Consider the following 17,651-nt stretch of genomic DNA (forward strand, 5'->3'; position numbering starts at 1 on the left):
GAGGCACATACGTATGACCACGGTAAACATGAGCAAGTTCATGCAAGCTACTACCTTGCGCGAGGCACTGCCCGATCTATGGGATGCACTGCAGCAGAAGGTTGACAGGATGATCCTGCAGATCGGCGGTAAATCACCGCACGTCGCTCCGGCGGACACCGGTGTGTATGACGACATGAGGCATGATTGGTGGACATCCGGTTTTTGGCCGGGCATCTTGTGGATCATGCACGAAATGACGGGAAAGGAACATTACAAGCAGGCCGCCTGGCGTTGGGATGAGCTGTTCGAGCAAAAATCGATCCAGGCAAACAATTTTCACCATGATGTAGGCTTTCAATACCTTCCCACAGCTGTGATTAAATACAAGCTGACCGGTGACGAAGACGGCAAACGCCGCGGATTGCTGGCCGCCAACTTCCTGGCAGGACGTTTTAACATCGCGGGGAACTTCCTGCGGGCATGGAATCAGGACAAAACCGGTTGGGCGATCGTAGACTCTTCTATGAACTTGTCGATTTTGTTCTGGGCTGCGGAAGAGATCAGCGATCCACGCTTCACTCACATAGCTAAAGCGCATGCAGACACCGTGGTAAACCGTTTCATTCGGGAAGACGGTTCCGTCAACCATATTCTCAGCTTCGATCCGCTGACAGGCGAATTCATCGAGCCGCTCGGCGGCCAAGGAGCCGGCCCCGACTCATCTTGGAGCCGTGGCGCCGCTTGGGCGCTCCACGGCATGGCCAACACGTATCGCTACACCGCCGATACGGCTTACCTGCGCGCTGCCCAGCGGGTCGCGCACTACTTCCTCGCGATGCTGCCTGCCGATGGCGTGGCGCATTGGGACTTCCGCGCGGCCGAGTCGCTTGACAGCGAGCCGCGCGACACCTCGGCGGCGTCCTGCGCCGCCTCGGGACTGCTCGAGCTGGCCGCTGCGCTGCCCGCAGTACAGGCACGCCCGTACCGCGAGGCTGCTGAGCGCATCCTGCTCTCGCTCACCCAAAACTACGCCACATGGGATCGTCCCGATCACGAGGCGATTCTCGTGGCCGGCACCGGAAACAAGCCGGCCGGCCAAAATATCAACGTCTCCCTCATCTACGGAGACTACTTTTACGTGGAAGCCCTGGCTAAGCTGCAGGGCTGGAAAACTCGCATATTCTGATGCGAGCCCCAATTTCGTCAGCGGCCTTGGGCACTGCCTGCTTTCAGCATGGAGTGCCCTCCGGCACCGCTGCCGGAAACATCAGCCAAGCTGAGCGTGTCTCCCTATAATCTACGCTGCGGCTGGCCTCCGTTTTGTAGCAAGCGATTAAACAAATGGTTCCCACTCGATGCTCCACTCCTTTTTCCCAAACCGAGTGCATCGTACCACGCAGCTCTTCCCACAGCTCACATCCAACCAAAATGACAACCATCCATTGCCGATGGGATACCCAAACACCCTTAACATCGTAAAATGAATCTTTCTTGTTTTGTTCTGAGCCGTCGCCTTGCACATTGTATCAACAGTTCCCGCAACATTCCCAGCGCACACAAAATTTTGCACCAAGGGGGTTGATTCCAGAGGATTAGCAAGCTATGATATACATATTCAATTGATAACGATTATCAATATCAATGTCAGCGGTTCGGCCAGGGTGTCACAGAGCACATCGGCGCCGCGATCCTGAAGAAGCGTAGAAAGGACGTGAGCGCGAGATGCTGCAGTCACAACCGTTTTCGTTGACATACATCGGCAGGGCGGAGATTAAGCTGCCGCAGGGTGTCGACGTACGTCTGCCTGCTCGCGATGTGAACAGCTTCGCCGTGGCGTTGGAGCATAAGATTTCCGTGGCGCTGCACACCAGTTCCAGTGCCGGCACCAGCGGTAGCGCACTTGCCGGAGAGTTGTTCCTGATTCCCGCCGAGCATGGATGCACCATCCGCAACGTGGGAAGTCAGCCCACGTCGGTCATGCTGATAAACTTCCGCTGCAGCTCCGCCGCTAACACAATTTCCGGCGTGCAGGCTGCCGGCACTGCAGCGTTGTCCGGGCCATGCGCGTTCCATACATTCCGGATGCCGGGGCTGCACAATGCGCTTCGCGAGCTGATCCGCGCCTCCGAACCGGATGGTGCCGCGCACTTTTACCGCGTGCAGTCGGTGCTCTATTCGATGGCGGCGGCCTTTGCCGACTCCATGCAAACGCCCCGGGCACGAGAATCCGAATTGAGCGGATATGTCGAGCATGTGCGTCAATTGATACTGAACAACTACCCCCAGCCCATGGACATGGAGGAGCTGGTGCAGTCGTCAGGCGTGAGCGGAAGCCGATTTTATAAAGCTTTCAAACAACAAACCGGACTTAGTCCTCACAAATATTTGACCAAAATACGTATGGACGCTTCGCTTCCTTTATTGGCCGCAACCGATTCAACGATCGTTGAGACCGCTCACGCCGTCGGGTATCACGACGAATTTTATTTCAGCAGGCTGTTCAAGCAGCATATTGGCATGACGCCGAGTGAATATGCGGCGCGTGCAACGAAGAAAATTGCCAACCTGTGTGCTGTGTTCCAGGGCGATCTGACCGCTCTCGGCATCACGCCGCGTTTCTCCGTGGAGCGGGGATGGCGGGATAATGCCGAAGCTGTCCTGCAGCAGCTCGCCACGGCAGCACCGGAGATAATTCTAACCGGCCCTGTGGACCAAGCGCTGGACCGCAGGCTGCGGGAAATTGCGCCGGTGGCGGTGTTTCGATGGAAGGAATATTCGTGGAAAGACCGTCTGCGGGATATAAGCGCGGTCCTCGGTTTAACGTCCGTTGCCGAGCGGTGGTTAGCGCATTATGACATCAAGCTTGACAACGCCGCCGCCATGTGCGCGAACGTCTCGGCGACGACCCTTTTCTGGTCGTGCTTGAACTCGAAGGCAGCTTCTATGTATTCGGGCTGAAACGCCGCAAGCTTAGCGATTTGTTCTACGACGATTTGCAGGTCACGCCGCCCGGCGCGGCCCGAGAGATCAGTATGCTCGGCCTCCAATCTCTTCAGGAGCTTGCCCAGCTCTGCGAAAACATTTTAGTCCTCACAGATTGCGACACGCCGCAGTCTCACTTACGGGAACTGGAGAATAGTTGGAGCAGCTTACAGAATAGTGGGAAGAAGCAGAGATGCCTGTTCATTCGATACTGCGACACGCCGCATTACAACGCGGTAGTGAATGAGAGCTTGATGGAGCAAATGGTGAGGCAGCTGCTCAACAGCGCCGGTTAGGTTAACAGCCAGAAACATCCATGGCAGTTTCAGAAAAGTCCATTCCCAATCGGGAATGGCTGCTTTAAAATACTTAATTGAGAATGATTATTAATATCATGTTTAAGAAGGACGGTTGTTGGAGGGAAACACGTGGAATTGACAGCGCTAATCAGAGAGAGAAGGTCGGTCCACCGGTTTGAGGAAAAGGAAGTGCCTCTCGGGCCTGTAACGCAAGTGAGAATTGCGGCGGTGGACTTAATATCAGTCGTTAATGAGCCGCTATGAAAAAAAGGTACTTACTGATCGCCGTCATCATTTTATCGTTCTGCTCCGTATTTGTCGGCGTCAAAGATATCCGTCCGTCAGATATTTTCAACCTGACGCCAGACAAGGCTGAAATACTTCTTATCAGTCGGCTGCCCAGGTTGGTCAGTCTGATCATTGCCGGAGTGAGCATGAGCATCATCGGACTCATTATGCAGCAATTAACGCGGAATAAATTTGTGTCACCGACGACGGCCGGCACGGAGGACTCCGCCAGGTTCGGGATATTGGTCGCGATGTTGATGTTCACTTCAGCCAGCCCGCTCCAGAAGATGCTCGTAGCCTTCGTCTTCGCCCTGTTGGGCACATTCATTTTTATGAAAATCCTCGACAAGGTCAAGTACAAGGATGTTATCTTCATCCCGCTGGTGGGTATCATGTTGGGTCAGATCGTGAGCTCGACCACAACATTTTTCGCGTATAAGCATGATTTGATTCAGAGTATCTCCTCGTGGCTTCACGGCGACTTTTCGATGGTGATGAAGGGGCGGTATGAGCTGCTGTACATCAGCATTCCGGTCGTGATCATTGCTTATTTGTATGCGAACCGGTTTACCGTGGCGGGCATGGGCGAGGAGTTTTCAATAAACCTGGGACTGAATTACAAACAAGTTGTTAACATCGGCTTGATTATCGTCGCGCTCGTGACGTCTGTCGTGATTCTGACCGTTGGTATAATTCCGTTTCTGGGTTTGATCATACCGAACATCGTTAGCCTGTACCAAGGGGATCATTTGAAAAAAAGCCTTGCTCATACGGCACTGCTGGGGGCCGCGTTCGTGTTGTTTTGCGATATTTTAGGGCGTGTAGTAATTTACCCGTATGAAATTTCGATAGGTCTAACGGTCGGCATAATCGGGAGTGGAGTGTTTTTGTATCTGCTAATTAGGAGAAAGGCGTATGCATAGTCAAGTCAAGGTAAAGCTCAGTGTGTTGGCGGTGGCCGCGCTGGCGCTGATCGCTGCATTCATGTTCATTCAGGTGGGAAGCAATTGGGGTTATGTGCTCCCGCGAAGGGGGCTCAAGGTTATCACGATCGTGCTGACCGGCGCGGCCATAGCTTTTTCCACGATGGTGTTTCAGACGATTACGAATAATAGGATTTTGACGCCGAGCATTCTAGGCTTGGATTCGCTTTACATGCTGCTGCAGACCGCTGTGGTATTTGCGTTTGGGTCGGCTGCGCTGTCGATGATGAGCAAAAACGTACACTTCCTCCTATCCGTCGGTTTGATGGTACTGTTTTCGGGCGCGTTATACCAGATGATTTTCAGAAAACACGGGAACAACGTGTACTTCATGCTGCTGATAGGAATCATCCTCGGGACGCTGTTCCAGAGCAGTTCATCCTTCATGCAAATGCTGATCGATCCTAACGAATTTCTCATCGTGCAAGATAAAATGTTTGCCAGCTTCAACAAAATGAGCACGGATCTGCTGCTTCTCGCCGCACTCGGGCTGAGTGCATTGACGGCGTATTTCTGGAAATTTGCCAAGTATCTCGATGTGCTGGCGTTAGGCAGGGAACAGGCGATTAATCTCGGCGTTGATTACGATTACGTTGTGAAGCGGCTGCTTATCATCATCGCCATTATGGTTTCCATATCCACCGCTTTGGTCGGACCGATCTTGTTCCTAGGATTACTTGTTGCCAATGTCGCTCATCAGCTGTTTGGGACGTACCGGCATGCCTACTTGATCCCGGGTGCGATTCTGATAAGCATTATCGCGTTGGTAGGCGGACAGCTGATCGTCGAGCGCGTCTTCACTTTCAATACAACCATCAGCGTGATCGTCAATCTGGTGGGCGGAATTTACTTCATTTACTTACTGTTAAAGGAGAATAAGTCGTGGTAGAAGTCAGGGGCGTATCCAAGCGGTACGGAGCTAAAAATGTGGTCGAAGATGTCTCTATCAGCATAGCAAAAGGCCGGATCACTTCTTTTATCGGACCAAACGGAGCCGGCAAAAGCACGCTATTATCCATGATAAGCCGTCTAATCACAAAGGACAGCGGTGAGATTCTGATCGATGGTCAGGAAATTGGGCGCTCCAAGAGCAACGACCTGGCGAAAAAGATATCCATACTCAAGCAGACCAACCATATCAACATCCGCTTGAACGTCAGGGAGCTGGTTTGTTTCGGACGGTTTCCTTATTCTCAGGGAAGGCTTACCGCTCAGGACCGGAAGTTCGTGGACGAAGCCATCGCTTACATGGAGCTCGAGGATATTGAGGACAAATATTTGGACGAATTGAGCGGAGGGCAGCGTCAGCGCGCGTACATAGCTATGGTGCTGGCACAAAACACCGAATATATTCTGCTCGATGAACCGTTAAACAACCTGGATATGAAGCATTCCGTGCAGATTATGAAGGTATTAAGAAAAATGGCTGATGAACTTGGTAAAACGATCGTTCTGGTACTGCATGACATCAATTTTGCCTCCTGTTATTCGGACTGCATCGTGGCGCTCAAGGACGGCAAAGTGGTCAAAGAAGGATTAACAGAGGACATTGTCGATTCTTCGCTGCTCCGGGAAGTGTACGATATGGATATTCATATAGAGACGATTAACGGCAACAAAATTTGTATGTTCTATGGTTAGCAATGCCAAATTCATATAGAGGTGATTAAAATGAAGAAGTTATCCGTCTTAGTGTTAATGTTGGTCATCACTGTAGTTGCTGCCGCTTGCGGTACGACCGGCGGCTCGCAGGAAGCGGCGGGCAATGCGGGAGCAGGCACACCGCCGCAGACGCCGGCGGCAGAGGAATTGACGATCAAGCACCAGCTGGGCGAAGCCAAAGTTGTGAAGAATCCTAAAACCGTCGTTGTGTTCGACTTCGGTACACTGGACACGTTGGATAAACTTGGTGTGGAGGTTACCGGAGTGCCGCAAGCGAACATTCCGCCATATTTGGAGAAATACAAGGATGCCAAGTACAAGGATGTCGGTACGTTGACTGAGCCGGATTTTGAAAAAGTCAGTGCGCTTTCTCCGGACCTGATTCTTATTTCGGGCAGACAGCAGACCGCTTATGAGGAACTGAACAAGATCGCTCCGACGGTGTTTGTGGGAGTGGATAACAAACGTTACATGGACTCCTTTAAGGAAAATGCGACGAAATTGGGACAAATCTTCGACAAAGAAGCGATGGTTCAAGAGGAATTGGCCAAGATTGACGAGTCGGTCAAAAGAGTAAATGAAAAAGCGGCGGCGAGCGGCAAGACCGCGTTGGTTACGCTGGTGAACGGCGGTAAAGTCAGCGCATATGGACCGGGCTCACGTTTCGGCATCATCCATGATGTGCTTGGGGTGACCCCGGTTGAGAAAAACATTGAGGTGTCCACTCACGGCCAAACTATTTCGTTCGAATTTGTGGCGGAGAAGAACCCTGATTATCTGTTTGTGGTGGACCGTGAATCCGCAGTCGGCGACGGCACGTCAACGGCCAAGCAAGTGGTTGAAAACGAGCTGGTGAAGAAAACAAAAGCTTATCAAAATGGATCGATCGTGTACCTGGACCCTAACTATTGGTACCTGTCCGGCGGCGGCTTAGTGTCCGTGGCAAGCATGGTGCAGGAAGTCGAAAAAGCACTGAAGTAGCACCTTTCCGGACCCCGCCGCTCATATGGCCGGGGAACGAAGGTAAGTTGGGCAGTTTGACGTATAGGTTTAATCGGGTAATTTCCTATATAATCGACTATGTAAAATAAACCAACTTATGGGAGGATGCGCGATCTTATGGCTCAAAAACTGCGAGTGACTGTCTGGAACGAGTTTCGGCATGAGAACAAAAACGACCTTGTCCGTTCTATCTATCCGAATGGCATTCATCAGGCGATAGGTGAAGGTCTAGGCGCGGAGGTCGAAGTGGCGTACGCGACATTGGATGAACCGGAGCACGGATTGACCGAGCAACGTTTGCAAAACACCGATGTGCTTATCTGGTGGGGGCACACCGCTCATCATGAGGTGCAGGACGAAATTGTAAAACGGGTTCACAACCGAGTGCTGCGCGGCATGGGCTTGATCGTGCTGCATTCAGGGCACTTCTCCAAGATATTTAAAGCGTTGATGGGCACCAGCTGCGACTTAAAATGGAGAGAGGCTGACGACAAGGAGCGTTTATGGGTGGTCTCCCCCGGCCATCCGATTGTCGAGGGGATCGGCGAATACATAGAGCTGCCGAAAGAGGAGATGTACGGCGAGCATTTCGACATCCCGCAGCCGGATGAACTCATCATGGTCAGCTGGTTCGAAGGCGGCGAAGTGTTCCGCAGCGCTTGCACGTTCCATCGCGGACAGGGAAAAATCTTCTACTTCCGTCCGGGCCATGAGACATACCCAACGTATTATAACGAGCAGATTCGCCGCGTGATACGGAATGGCGTCCACTGGGCGGCGCCGACCATCCGCGATTATCCGACTTACGGTAACCATAAGCCGTTGGAACAGATTTCGGCGAAGGAGTAAGCTGTTTAACCGACGATTAAAACAGCCACCGTGGCATTTTGCTGCGAAAGCATTGGCTTGTATATGAGACAGGCGGACAGGGGCAAACCTTGTCCGCCTGTTTCGTTGGGGCGCGAGGGCTGGGTAAGAACGACACCGGCAAAAGGGCAATCCCTCTGGCAGCGCTACCTCAAATGCATAGTCCTTTGATTGGTTGGTGATTGGGCACACAACCGCGACTCCGGTCAGCTCGTTAAAAGCCCGCTCGGACATTACAATAGCGGGGCGGCGACCAGCTTGCTCTCGACCTGCTTGCGGATCGAAGTCAAGCCAAATTAGATCGCCTCGTGCGGGGATGGTCAAATTAATTCTTCTCCTTGCGGCGTGAGCAGGATTTCCACTTCAGCGCCCTCATCAAGGCTGAGACGCTTCAAGAATTGAGTAGGGATACGGACTCCGGTGCTGTTGCCCCATTTGCTTAATGTTGTAGTTGCCATCAGGATCATGTCCTTTCTTTTCTGATACTCCAATTATAGCTCACGACTGCTCGGACTTTCATCCAAAAAATGCTATTATAAGATGAAAGCGAACAGTATACCGAAGCAAGGAGAGGAAGCAAGGGATGTCAAATCTCAGTACCATCGTTCAGGAAAAACTCGTTTTTCTAAATAAGTTTTTTCGGTCTCCAAGGCAGGTGGGCAGCATTACACCCAGCTCCAAGTACCTGGCGAGGGCCATGGTCAATAGCATCCCTTGGGAGCGCACACAAACAGCGGCCGAGCTCGGTGCCGGCACAGGCGCTATTACAGAGCACATAAAAACGTCCGCCGCCGGTCGTGCCCAAATTTTGTTATTCGAGACAGAAGCATCCCTGAGAGAACAGTTAGCCCGTCGATACCCGGAGTTCAGCTGTCATGCCGATGCATGCCGCATTCAAAGTGCCATGGCTCAGCTTGGCATCGCACATTTGGACGCCATATTAAGCGGACTGCCGTTTTTTAATCTCCCACAGACGACTCGGGCCGAATTAATGCAGCACATTGCTCGGTCTCTTAAACCGGGGGGCCACTTCGTTGCTTTTCAATATTCATTGCAGATGAAGCCACAGCTGGCTGAGTTGTTTGACATTGAAGCAATTCATTTTGTTCCATTGAACGTGCCGCCGGCCTTTGTGTATGTGTGCCGAAAGAGAGGGGGGGCTCAGTGAGCTACGACACGCTGCTGACTTTGATTGCTGAATATGGATATGCCGCGTTATTTTTCGCTCTATGGCTTGGCATTATAGGCATGCCGATACCGGACGAAGTGGTAGTCATGACCGGGGGAGCCGTAACCGCCAGCGGTTTACTGCACCCTGTTCCGGCGTTTATCCTGACCTATCTGGGGGTGATTTCCGGGCTGTCCCTCGGCTACGTGCTGGGGCGCTTTGTCGGTACACCGGTGCTTGAGAGATTAAGGCGCAAGAAGAAGCTGGAAAAGTATTTTGACATTTCGGAAAATATGATGGAGAAGTATGGCAGCTTTGCACTGCTCATCAGCTATTTTCTGCCTGTGGTCAGGCATGTGATGCCGTATATCGTGGGGCTGAATAAAATGACGTTCCGCCGCTACGCCTTCATCTCGTATTCCACTGGATTGGTTTGGACGCTGCTGTTTTTTGCAGCGGGCCGTTTCGCCGGCGGGCACATCGGCACAGTGAATGCCCTGGTCACAAAGTACGGCCTCCACGTCCTGTGGCTCCCTGCCGTATTGTTGGCGGTTTTTGTTATCATCAAAGTGGCGAGAAACAGGAAAAGATGCAGCAAGGCTCCAGTTTGACACACGCGGAGCCGAGGTTTTGCATTTGATGCGGGAAGTGAGGCATTATTCGAATACGCCCATCACCGCAAACGCCACTCCGGAGCCTATTGCGGCTCCGGCCGCGCAGTCCGAAGGATAGTGCAGGCCCAGGTACATGCGGGATATCGCGACGACGACGGCGAGTGGCAGGAGTGCAGCGGCAAGCAAAGCTTGAGTACAGACGATAGGCACCACCACCGAAAAGATCGCCGTGGTATGCCCGGATGGGAAAGAATGATCGGTTAGAGGGTTTGGACACGTTCTTGTATCCGGAAGAACCAAATAAGGGCGAAGACGAGGATATTTGCGCTTCAGCAAAGCCACTGGAATATGGCTAAAGAGAAGCGCGAGACAGCAGTAAAAGCCGGTAGTCCGCCAATGACCTTGGCCGAAAATAGCCAAACCCAGCGCGATGACAATTGTGGTCGTTGCGCCGCCAAGGTGCGTGACCCTGTGCAACAACCAGTCAGACCATTTGTGATAAAATCTCCGATTCACCCAGACAAAAATCCGATTTTCACTGCGCTGCAGCCACGAAACCAGCCGGTGCATTTTGATGTCCTCCTTTAAGAGCAGGATGAGCTGCGAACAAAGTCCGGTATATAATATAGTAACCCCTTTTAATTAACGCAGTATCAGCACGGTGTAAAAAAGACGTTAAAGCAGGCACTGTAACATATGCACAATCTGTGCGACATAGACACAACTGCGCAAGCCTGGCCGTCGGTCAGGCTGTTTTGTTGCCAGTATGATGATAAGACATGGCGCCGGATGGGGTCCTAGCGCCAGCCGGACGAATGGATTCTGAATGCTCGGGTCTATACTCGGATGAGGCCGAACTGCATGATACAACAAGCAAACCTTTCCATGAGCAGCAAAACGGTCGTTATAGGGCTAGGACTCGCCGGCGTTGCTAGCAATGCAAAAATTAAGCTGGGCTTAAGGAAATTTTATAGTTAACTTCATGTTCTAAGATTATAGTGATACCTGTACCAAACAAATAGACAGAAAAGAGGGTAGAGAACGTAGGAGCAGCACACATGGTACTTGCGCGGCCGGCACCACAATTCAAACACAGATTAGAACGAATTGTGATTGGCGTACTTAGCGGAACCGTCGGACGTTTAGTGTGGTTACCTGCAGCTAGAACAAAACATACTTACACCAACATTAAGGAGATGACTTACCATGAAAAAAATTCATATTCTGTTTGTAGCTATCATCAGTTCTGTATTATTTTTGAGCGCATGTTCAGAAACTGAACCAGCGACCGACAGCACCAGCACGCCGACGACGGAGACGGAGCAGCCATCGACAGGCGGTACAAGCACGCCAAGTACAGAGCCGTCCACTGGTGCTGATGCGGACACGCCTGACGCAGAGCCGTCCACTGGCGCTGATGCGGATAAGCCTGAAACAGAGCCATCCACCGGCAGCGATACAAGCACACCGGGTGCATCACCATCTGCTGGCTCTGATGCAAGCACACCGGATGCAGCACCATCCACTGGCGCTGATGCAGGCAAGTCGGGAGCAGAGCCATCCACTGGCACTGATGCAAGCAAGCCTGAAGCGGCACCATCCACTGGCGGCACAAGCACACCAGCCAACTAATTCATTTGCCGTGTAACACCGCCCACATGGTATGAACCTGCTGTGAGTTGATCGACTTCGCGGCGCCGGTCAACTCGCATTGCCATAAATCCAAAAAGCTGTCTCTACAAGTAGTTCTACTGCTCAGAGGGACAGCTTTTTTTCTGCGTTTGGCAGCAGTAGGGCAACGGATGAAATATGGCAGAAGACCAATGTCATATCGTGTGAGCCTTGTTAGGAGCTGCTCGATTCCGCGGCGTGTCGATATTAATCCACATAACAAAAAACTGCCGCCTGTGTAGATAGACGACAGTGGTTCTATTACGCAAGTATTTTTCGCGTGGAGCAGTAATAGTACGTTTGCTTTTGTAAAGATGTCTTATTTAGTGCTTGCGATCGGCTGCGTCCTGATGTTTGTTCTCCTCGCCAAATGGAACGTTCATCGCTTCTGCCATAATGTTAGGGATATCAGTGTTGTTGTGTAGTCCTCTGAATTCATCGGATTGCGGTCCGAACGCATACAAAGGTACATCCACGCCTGTGTGCTGTGGTGTTGTCCAGCCAACCAGCGCGCGCTCGCTGATCACATCGTTGATCGCATTAGCTGTGTTTTTCTCAGCGTTGATTTTATTGATTTCGGCATCGGTCAGGTCAAGGGAAGTGTAAGTTTTGACAACTTCTTTCAGGTTGCTCTTATCAGCATTCAATTTGCTTGCCATGTAATTACCCGTTGCAGTCACGTCGCGGAGTACTTCGGTTTTAGCGTCATACACACCGTAACCACCTACCGACATGCCGCCCGTATCGTGGTCGCCCACTACGACAACCAGAGTGTTGCCATCTTTTTTAGCGAAGTCCAGAGCTTTCTGCACTGCTTTCTCGAACGCTGCCGCATCCTTCATCGCCCAAGCGGCATCATGCGCATGGCCGGCCCAGTCGATCTGGCTGCCTTCTACCATGAGGAAAAATCCGTCCTTGTCTTTCTCCAGTGTATCGATCGCCTTTACGGTCATTTCTTCCAAGCTTGGCTGATTTGTTTCTTCACGGTCAAGCTCAGGGGCCATAGCGTCGTTCGCGAACAGTCCGATCAATTTGTCACCCTTTGCAGACATCAGTTGGTCGCGGTCTTCCACATAGGTGAAACCTTTCTCTTTTGCTTCGGCTAGCAGATTGCGTTCTTTTTGCTTGCCGCCTTGGGCTTCGGGCAGGAAGTACTGCTTGCCTCCGCCGAGCAGAACGTCGGCATTCTCGATTTGCTGAGGTGCGATGTCGCCCTCGTTGGCGCGTGCTGCCACGTGAGAGGAGAACACGGCAGGCGTAGCATGAGTGATTGTAGCGGTTGCCACTAATCCGGTCGCCTTTCCTTCTTCCTTGGCTGCTTCCATAATCGTTTTCAGCTGCTTGCCATCCGGAGCGGTACTGATCATGCCGTTGTTCGTTTTTGTGCCTGTAGCCATTGCCGTGCCGGCAGCGGCGGAGTCGGTCACTTCCGAGTTGTTGGAGTACGTTCGCGACATACCGACCAGCATGGAATCCATCGTGGTGCTTTCACCCTTGTACCAGCGGTAATTTGTAGCGTATGCGGCGGAATAGCCGTCTGGAATCATAAAGATAACATTTTCCACTTTCCGCTCGGAGTGATCCGATTTTGCTTCTGCGGTGTTAAACGCGGTATTGATTCCCAAGCCGGATAGTACGAGCGCGCCGCCTAGTGCAGCGATAGCTAACTTTTTTTTCACGTGATTTTCCCCCATTTGATGTAAGTTAAGTGCCAGAGATGAGAAAGTGCTGGTTTCGTTGCCCTTGATGATAATATATTAAAAGAGTTAAATCTATGTAAATTCCTTTTAAAGATTTTGTAAAGAAAAATTCAGGGTCGATTTGCTGTCAGCGATGTTGTACATTGGCTGTAGGCGTCAGATTACTCCGTGGTTGAGGCAGAAGCTTGGACACCAACTATAAGGATGGGGATGAGCGTATGAGCATGGCGGGGTATCAGGATATTCGAAGCAAACTGGAACTTTTCTTGCAGCACGCCGGCGGAGTCGACTGCCCACGGGCACTCGACGTCGGCAAAGAAACGTATCTGGACATCGTGGAAGGGATCGTTGGATTTTTCGGAGCACATCAAGCGGATGATGGGCGGATCATTGATCCGATAGTCGGCGGAGAGCGCCAATACTCTACGCCTTGCTACGCAGCGGCGGCAGCGTGTCTGGCCAGGCACAGGGGCCGCGCGGATCTTATAGACCCAGCGGCGCGTGCGTTGACCGTCAGCCTGCACAGTATCGTGGCCGGAAATGCGGCGTGTGACAACCATGGGAATTTTTATACAGTGCAGATGGTTCATGCGTATCGGTGGCTGCAAAAACTGGTAAGTGCCGAACTGGTGGCCCAGTGGGAGGCGCTGTTCCGGCAGATTCAGCCCGCGCTCGCTTACCAACAGGCGTTTCACAACTGGTCTGTGGTAGCACAGGCGGGAGAGGCGCTGCGGGTGAAGTATGGCTTGGGAGGCAGTCTCTCAGAGATCGATGAGCACCTGGAGGTCCAGCTGCCTTTGGTGACGGAGCTTGGGCTGTATGTAGACCCGAATGGCCCGCTGGCGTATGATGTGTTCTCCCGGCTGTTCTTCCGCATGATGTTGAATGCTGGGTATGACGGGCGGCATCGGGAGTTTTTGACGGAGTACTCGCGGCGTGGGGCGATTACCTCGCTGTTTGTGCAGAGCCCGACCGGAGAAATTTTGTTGGGCGGCAGAAGTGCGCAGCACCAGTGGAACGAAGCCGGTCAGTGTTATGTGTTTGAGTCCTACGCGAACGAATACGCTGCGCAGGGTGATACGTTATTGGCCGGCATATTCAAAAGAGCGGCAAAGCTGTCGCTAGCGTCGGTTGCCCGTTGGGTCAGGCCGAGCGGGGAGCTCAATATAGTACGTAACTGGTTTGATCCAAACGAGCGGGTCGGATACGAAAGCTATTCCTTTCATTCACAGTACAACTTACTTGCGGCGTTTATGATGGCCGCATGCTATGAGCTGGCGGATGACGGGATGGGGGATGTCGTGTGCCCCGCGGAAGCGGGAGGCTTCGTATTATCGATTGAACCACACTTTCGTAAACTTGTGGTGAATGCAGGGGGCTATTATGCGGTGGTGCAGACCAAAGGGGAGAGGAAGTACAACCCGACGGGCATCGTTCGGATTCAAAAAAGCGGCCTTGAGCTGCCCATCGGCCCGGCAGACATGGTGTCGCTCGATCAAAATGAAGGCGCTGCCATCTCCTACGCGGTGAGCACCCTTTACCGGGGCAGGCTGCAGCGGCTCGCCGATTTAACGCGCGGTGAGCTGGACGAAGTGACGGTAGATATACTGGAAGAGCGGCAGGACCGCTGTGTTGTCGCGATCAGTTACATCGGCGGGCTCACGGTCAACCGTTTCCGCCGGGTGCTGACGGTAGATGCATCGGGGATCACCGTCGAAGATGAGATGCCGATGCCGTTCTATGAGGAGATTCCGGTCATGCTGTTTGACGGGCGAGATGAATCACAGGTGGAAATACAGGATGGCCGCGTGGCCACTGTGCAGCTGAGGGATGAACGTCAAACCGTCACCATACTGACTCCGGACGACGAGGGCTTGGAGATGAGCGATCGCACCGGGATGTCCCGGAACGGGAGGTTGGGCTGCTTGCAATATGCTGCTAAAGGCAACCGCACCGCTTATCGGATCAGCTTAAGCGAGGTCACATGATATATACACACCCGCTTTCGCCACAGCTTTGGCGTGCAACTGCCAGAGGTGACAGCGCCGGATGTAGAGGGCACCACAAACGCGCGGCTGCGGGTGTGAATTTTAATGCCACATTGAAGTTTTATTAAGGCTGCATTAATAACCGGGGTGTATTATATGATTTGTACTCCTCCTTTGAAATATATTTCACCATGACCCCGCAGCTGCAGAGATCGCCCTGGCGGGGTATTTTGTGCATAAAAGCCCCGCCATGCGTCAGACAGCGCACTGAGCGGGGCCTTCTTCTCGTTACGGGGCAGTGATCACTTGATCGATAATCCCTGCGGGCTGTTGGGGACTAACGCTGCTGCTGCTGAGCCGCCTGCTTATTAGCGACGATTTGATCGGTGGGCTGTGTGAGCAGCTTGAACAGAAGCGCCGCCTCTTCCTGCCGGTTCATATGTTTCATCGATCGGAAATCGGCAGTGCCATCCGGCAACGTTTGCACCTCCGGACCGTGCAGGCCCAACGCGACCATCAGCTGCACGGCTGGAACCGCCCAGTCACTGGTTTCTCCAGCCAATTTGACGTCGGCAAACAGCTCGGGCGGATACTTGGCTTTGAGCAGCTGCCACAGCATGACCGCAGACTCCTGCCGGGTAACGTCGCGTTCCGGCTCGAACCGCCCGCCGCCGGTACCGGTTACCATACCAAGTTCGTAGGCCATCTGGATATACGCTGCGGCAGGGTGTCCTGCAATATCAGCGAAGGCTGGCTGAGTCCTTTTGCTGCCCTTGATGTTGCTGGCCTGCAGCATACGCTGGACAAATGCGCCCCTGGTCACATTTTTTTCAGGATCAAAGGATTCGTTTGCGTTACTCGGATAATAGCCCAGTGATTGCAGCGCCAGAATATATTCAGCATATGAGTGCTCTTGACTGACATCTTTAAAGCCGACCGGCTGTTCTCCCTTACGGCCATAGCCCAGCGGGTTGATATAAGGCTCCTTGATATAAGCCACTTGTCCGTTGTCGTCAAATTTGAACGCTGTGAATTGCTTTGTCAGATCATCGACAAACAAATTGTCGTCTACCTGCTGCAGGGCGCGGGGACCCAGGAATGCATCTGAGATTCGCAATGCTCCGGCCGCATCGGTATCAACCGAGCTGACGAAAGAACTCAGCCGCAGGTCGGCATACAAGCCCTTCAATTTGTCGAGCGATCGAGAGGTCTCGGCTTTGAATGCTTCAAGCTGAGCGGGGGCTGCATATTGCGGAAAGAAAGTTGAAATGAATTGCGCGTAGAACAAATTGCGCAGCGCGCCTGGTTTGTTATAGGTCAAGAACACACCCGTGTTTTGTTCGGGGATCAGGAACAGATAAGAGCTGTATCCATTCAGATCGCCTAGTTTGGAAATGATTTGGGAGCTGCTTCCGGCACCCGGGAGCTGAAAAGGCGCCTCAAAGCCATACGTCGTATCGGGAAGCAGCGGGTGAATAGAGGAGCGGTATTGTTCCATCGCCCGTACAGAAGATTCTGTTAAAATGCGACCGTTGCCGTTGCCGCTCGCACCTTCGCTGAGAAACGCGGACATAAATTTCCCGATATCCTCTGCGGTCGCCACCATGCCGCCATGCGGCATTATGGTTGGCGTGAGCGCGTAAGAGTCCAGCTGCTTTCCCGCGGGGTCATACCCGGCGGCGAGATTATCCTTCAGTGCCCCATCCAGCACGAAACTGCTGTTTTTCATGTCGAGCGGCGTGAAAATATGGTTTTCCATATACGTCTCATAGGGCTGACCGCTAACTTTCTGGGCGATCAAACCAAGCAGCAGGTAGGCGAAGTTATCGTACATGTATGCGGTCCCGGGCTTACGTATCACGGGCGGCATATGGCTGTGCACGTATTCCTCAATGCCGACGACCTTGTCGAAGTCCCGGTGGATGTCGCCAGGCTCCGGATCGCGCACCTCGAATCCCGATGTATGGGTTAACAGATGTTCTACGGTGACAGGTGTTCCGAACGGGTTCTTGAAGTTCAAGTCGGTCAGGTATGTACGTATATCTTCTTTCAAATCCAGCTTGCCTTGTTCGACCAGCTGCATGATGGCTACCGCGGTGAATGTTTTGGACACGGAGGCGATGCGAAACACCGTGCGTCCCGGATCTACAGCCGTCTGCTGTGCTTCATTCGCGCGGCCGTATCCTTTTTGCGCGATAATTTGCCCGTCTTTGACGACGGACACGGCGGCGCCAATGTAATGGGGTTTTACTTTGTCGGACGAAAAAAATTGATCCAGAAAGGCGGCGGCACTGTCTGCGTTTAGCGTTTGCGGCTGCTGCACATCGCCGGTTTTGGCAGCGGCGGCTTGCGCGGTGGAGCTGATCAGACAGACGGTGAGGGCGATGGCGGCGATAGTTTTAGCCCAAGAGGAACGTATGCGGTTGTAAGATAGCGATTTCAACG

At 52.6% G+C, this 17,651-nt stretch carries 17 protein-coding genes and 1 pseudogene; 13 read left to right on the forward strand and 5 right to left on the reverse strand.

The features are described from left to right. The first annotated feature begins 40 nt into the window (after positions 1 to 40). From CBW46_RS14040 to CBW46_RS14080, 9 genes are all read left to right on the forward strand, one after another. Positions 41 to 1,168: a glycoside hydrolase family 88 protein gene (locus tag CBW46_RS14040; RefSeq protein ID WP_424446486.1), complete on the forward strand. Its 1,128-nt coding sequence runs from the start codon at positions 41 to 43 to the stop codon at positions 1,166 to 1,168. A gap of 536 nt (positions 1,169 to 1,704) precedes the next feature. Then, on the forward strand, positions 1,705 to 2,940 hold the full coding sequence (locus CBW46_RS14050) for an AraC family transcriptional regulator (protein ID WP_089200637.1): 1,236 nt from the start codon (positions 1,705 to 1,707) through the stop codon (positions 2,938 to 2,940). Next, complete coding sequence (locus CBW46_RS14055) at positions 2,901 to 3,260, forward strand: hypothetical protein (RefSeq protein ID WP_133253989.1); 360 nt, start codon at positions 2,901 to 2,903, stop codon at positions 3,258 to 3,260. The genes CBW46_RS14050 and CBW46_RS14055 overlap by 40 nt, the downstream gene beginning before the upstream one ends. A 132-nt stretch (positions 3,261 to 3,392) precedes the next feature. Next, positions 3,393 to 3,527, forward strand: a complete 135-nt coding sequence (locus CBW46_RS22085) for a hypothetical protein (protein WP_279386469.1) — start codon at positions 3,393 to 3,395, stop codon at positions 3,525 to 3,527. After that, positions 3,524 to 4,474: an ABC transporter permease gene (locus CBW46_RS14060; protein ID WP_089200639.1), complete on the forward strand. Its 951-nt coding sequence runs from the start codon at positions 3,524 to 3,526 to the stop codon at positions 4,472 to 4,474. Before CBW46_RS22085 ends, CBW46_RS14060 begins: the two co-directional genes overlap by 4 nt. Continuing rightward, positions 4,467 to 5,423 (forward strand): iron chelate uptake ABC transporter family permease subunit, encoded by a 957-nt coding sequence (locus CBW46_RS14065; protein WP_089200640.1) that lies wholly within the window; start codon positions 4,467 to 4,469, stop codon positions 5,421 to 5,423. The genes CBW46_RS14060 and CBW46_RS14065 overlap by 8 nt, the downstream gene beginning before the upstream one ends. After that, positions 5,417 to 6,175: an iron ABC transporter ATP-binding protein gene (locus CBW46_RS14070; protein ID WP_089200641.1), complete on the forward strand. Its 759-nt coding sequence runs from the start codon at positions 5,417 to 5,419 to the stop codon at positions 6,173 to 6,175. The genes CBW46_RS14065 and CBW46_RS14070 overlap by 7 nt, the downstream gene beginning before the upstream one ends. A gap of 30 nt (positions 6,176 to 6,205) precedes the next feature. Next, complete coding sequence (locus CBW46_RS14075; RefSeq protein ID WP_089200642.1) at positions 6,206 to 7,177, forward strand: siderophore ABC transporter substrate-binding protein; 972 nt, start codon at positions 6,206 to 6,208, stop codon at positions 7,175 to 7,177. Between the two features lie 138 nt (positions 7,178 to 7,315). Further along, a complete protein-coding gene (locus tag CBW46_RS14080) occupies positions 7,316 to 8,047 on the forward strand; it encodes a ThuA domain-containing protein (protein WP_089200643.1) in 732 nt (243 codons plus the stop codon). Positions 8,048 to 8,188: 141 nt separating this feature from the next. Here the strand turns inward: CBW46_RS14080 and CBW46_RS14085 are convergent. Then, positions 8,189 to 8,389 (reverse strand): annotated as a pseudogene (locus tag CBW46_RS14085) (type II toxin-antitoxin system PemK/MazF family toxin); the annotation flags it as partial. After that, positions 8,386 to 8,523, reverse strand: coding sequence for an AbrB/MazE/SpoVT family DNA-binding domain-containing protein (locus CBW46_RS14090; RefSeq protein ID WP_243633316.1), 138 nt, complete (start codon positions 8,521 to 8,523; stop codon positions 8,386 to 8,388). The gene CBW46_RS14090 and the pseudogene CBW46_RS14085, both read right to left, overlap by 4 nt. 125 nt (positions 8,524 to 8,648) lie before the next feature. Between CBW46_RS14090 and CBW46_RS14095 the strand changes: the two genes are divergently transcribed. Continuing rightward, positions 8,649 to 9,233 (forward strand): class I SAM-dependent methyltransferase, encoded by a 585-nt coding sequence (locus CBW46_RS14095; protein ID WP_089200645.1) that lies wholly within the window; start codon positions 8,649 to 8,651, stop codon positions 9,231 to 9,233. Further along, positions 9,230 to 9,844: a DedA family protein gene (locus CBW46_RS14100; RefSeq protein ID WP_089200646.1), complete on the forward strand. Its 615-nt coding sequence runs from the start codon at positions 9,230 to 9,232 to the stop codon at positions 9,842 to 9,844. Before CBW46_RS14095 ends, CBW46_RS14100 begins: the two co-directional genes overlap by 4 nt. 45 nt (positions 9,845 to 9,889) lie before the next feature. On the opposite strand, the gene CBW46_RS14105 is transcribed toward CBW46_RS14100, so the two are convergent. Further along, positions 9,890 to 10,417: a phosphatase PAP2 family protein gene (locus CBW46_RS14105; protein ID WP_089200647.1), complete on the reverse strand. Its 528-nt coding sequence runs from the start codon at positions 10,415 to 10,417 to the stop codon at positions 9,890 to 9,892. A 636-nt stretch (positions 10,418 to 11,053) separates the two neighbouring features. Here CBW46_RS14105 and CBW46_RS14110 point away from each other — a divergent pair. After that, positions 11,054 to 11,479, forward strand: coding sequence for a hypothetical protein (locus CBW46_RS14110; RefSeq protein ID WP_089200648.1), 426 nt, complete (start codon positions 11,054 to 11,056; stop codon positions 11,477 to 11,479). 362 nt (positions 11,480 to 11,841) lie between these two features. Here CBW46_RS14110 and CBW46_RS14115 read toward each other — a convergent pair whose 3' ends face one another. Further along, positions 11,842 to 13,197 carry an alkaline phosphatase gene (locus CBW46_RS14115; RefSeq protein ID WP_243633317.1) on the reverse strand — a complete coding sequence of 452 codons (1,356 nt, stop codon included), beginning with the start codon at positions 13,195 to 13,197 and terminating at the stop codon, positions 11,842 to 11,844. A 206-nt stretch (positions 13,198 to 13,403) separates the two neighbouring features. Here CBW46_RS14115 and CBW46_RS14120 point away from each other — a divergent pair, with 206 nt between their 5' ends. Further along, the gene (locus CBW46_RS14120; protein WP_133253990.1) at positions 13,404 to 15,206 is read left to right on the forward strand and encodes a hypothetical protein; all 1,803 of its coding nucleotides are present in this window, start codon (positions 13,404 to 13,406) and stop codon (positions 15,204 to 15,206) included. 337 nt (positions 15,207 to 15,543) lie between these two features. On the opposite strand, the gene CBW46_RS14125 is transcribed toward CBW46_RS14120, so the two are convergent. Continuing rightward, complete coding sequence (locus tag CBW46_RS14125; protein ID WP_243633318.1) at positions 15,544 to 17,649, reverse strand: serine hydrolase domain-containing protein; 2,106 nt, start codon at positions 17,647 to 17,649, stop codon at positions 15,544 to 15,546. Positions 17,650 to 17,651 lie beyond the last annotated feature (2 nt).

The sequence above is a fragment of the Paenibacillus xerothermodurans genome (genome assembly GCF_002220865.2).
Classification (GTDB): domain Bacteria; phylum Bacillota; class Bacilli; order Paenibacillales; family NBRC-103111; genus Paenibacillus_S; species Paenibacillus_S xerothermodurans.

Excerpts from the sequence above, each read along its gene's own strand:
- CBW46_RS14040 (WP_424446486.1), top strand. The coding sequence starts at position 41 with ATGCAAGCTACTACCTTGCGCGAGGCACTGCCCGATCTATGGGATGCA.
- CBW46_RS14050 (WP_089200637.1), top strand. The coding sequence starts at position 1,705 with ATGCTGCAGTCACAACCGTTTTCGTTGACATACATCGGCAGGGCGGAG.
- CBW46_RS14060 (WP_089200639.1), top strand. The coding sequence starts at position 3,524 with ATGAAAAAAAGGTACTTACTGATCGCCGTCATCATTTTATCGTTCTGC.
- CBW46_RS14065 (WP_089200640.1), top strand. The coding sequence starts at position 4,467 with ATGCATAGTCAAGTCAAGGTAAAGCTCAGTGTGTTGGCGGTGGCCGCG.
- CBW46_RS14075 (WP_089200642.1), top strand. The coding sequence starts at position 6,206 with ATGAAGAAGTTATCCGTCTTAGTGTTAATGTTGGTCATCACTGTAGTT.
- CBW46_RS14080 (WP_089200643.1), top strand. The coding sequence starts at position 7,316 with ATGGCTCAAAAACTGCGAGTGACTGTCTGGAACGAGTTTCGGCATGAG.
- CBW46_RS14090 (WP_243633316.1), bottom strand. The coding sequence starts at position 8,523 with ATGGCAACTACAACATTAAGCAAATGGGGCAACAGCACCGGAGTCCGT.
- CBW46_RS14095 (WP_089200645.1), top strand. The coding sequence starts at position 8,649 with ATGTCAAATCTCAGTACCATCGTTCAGGAAAAACTCGTTTTTCTAAAT.
- CBW46_RS14105 (WP_089200647.1), bottom strand. The coding sequence starts at position 10,417 with ATGCACCGGCTGGTTTCGTGGCTGCAGCGCAGTGAAAATCGGATTTTT.
- CBW46_RS14110 (WP_089200648.1), top strand. The coding sequence starts at position 11,054 with ATGAAAAAAATTCATATTCTGTTTGTAGCTATCATCAGTTCTGTATTA.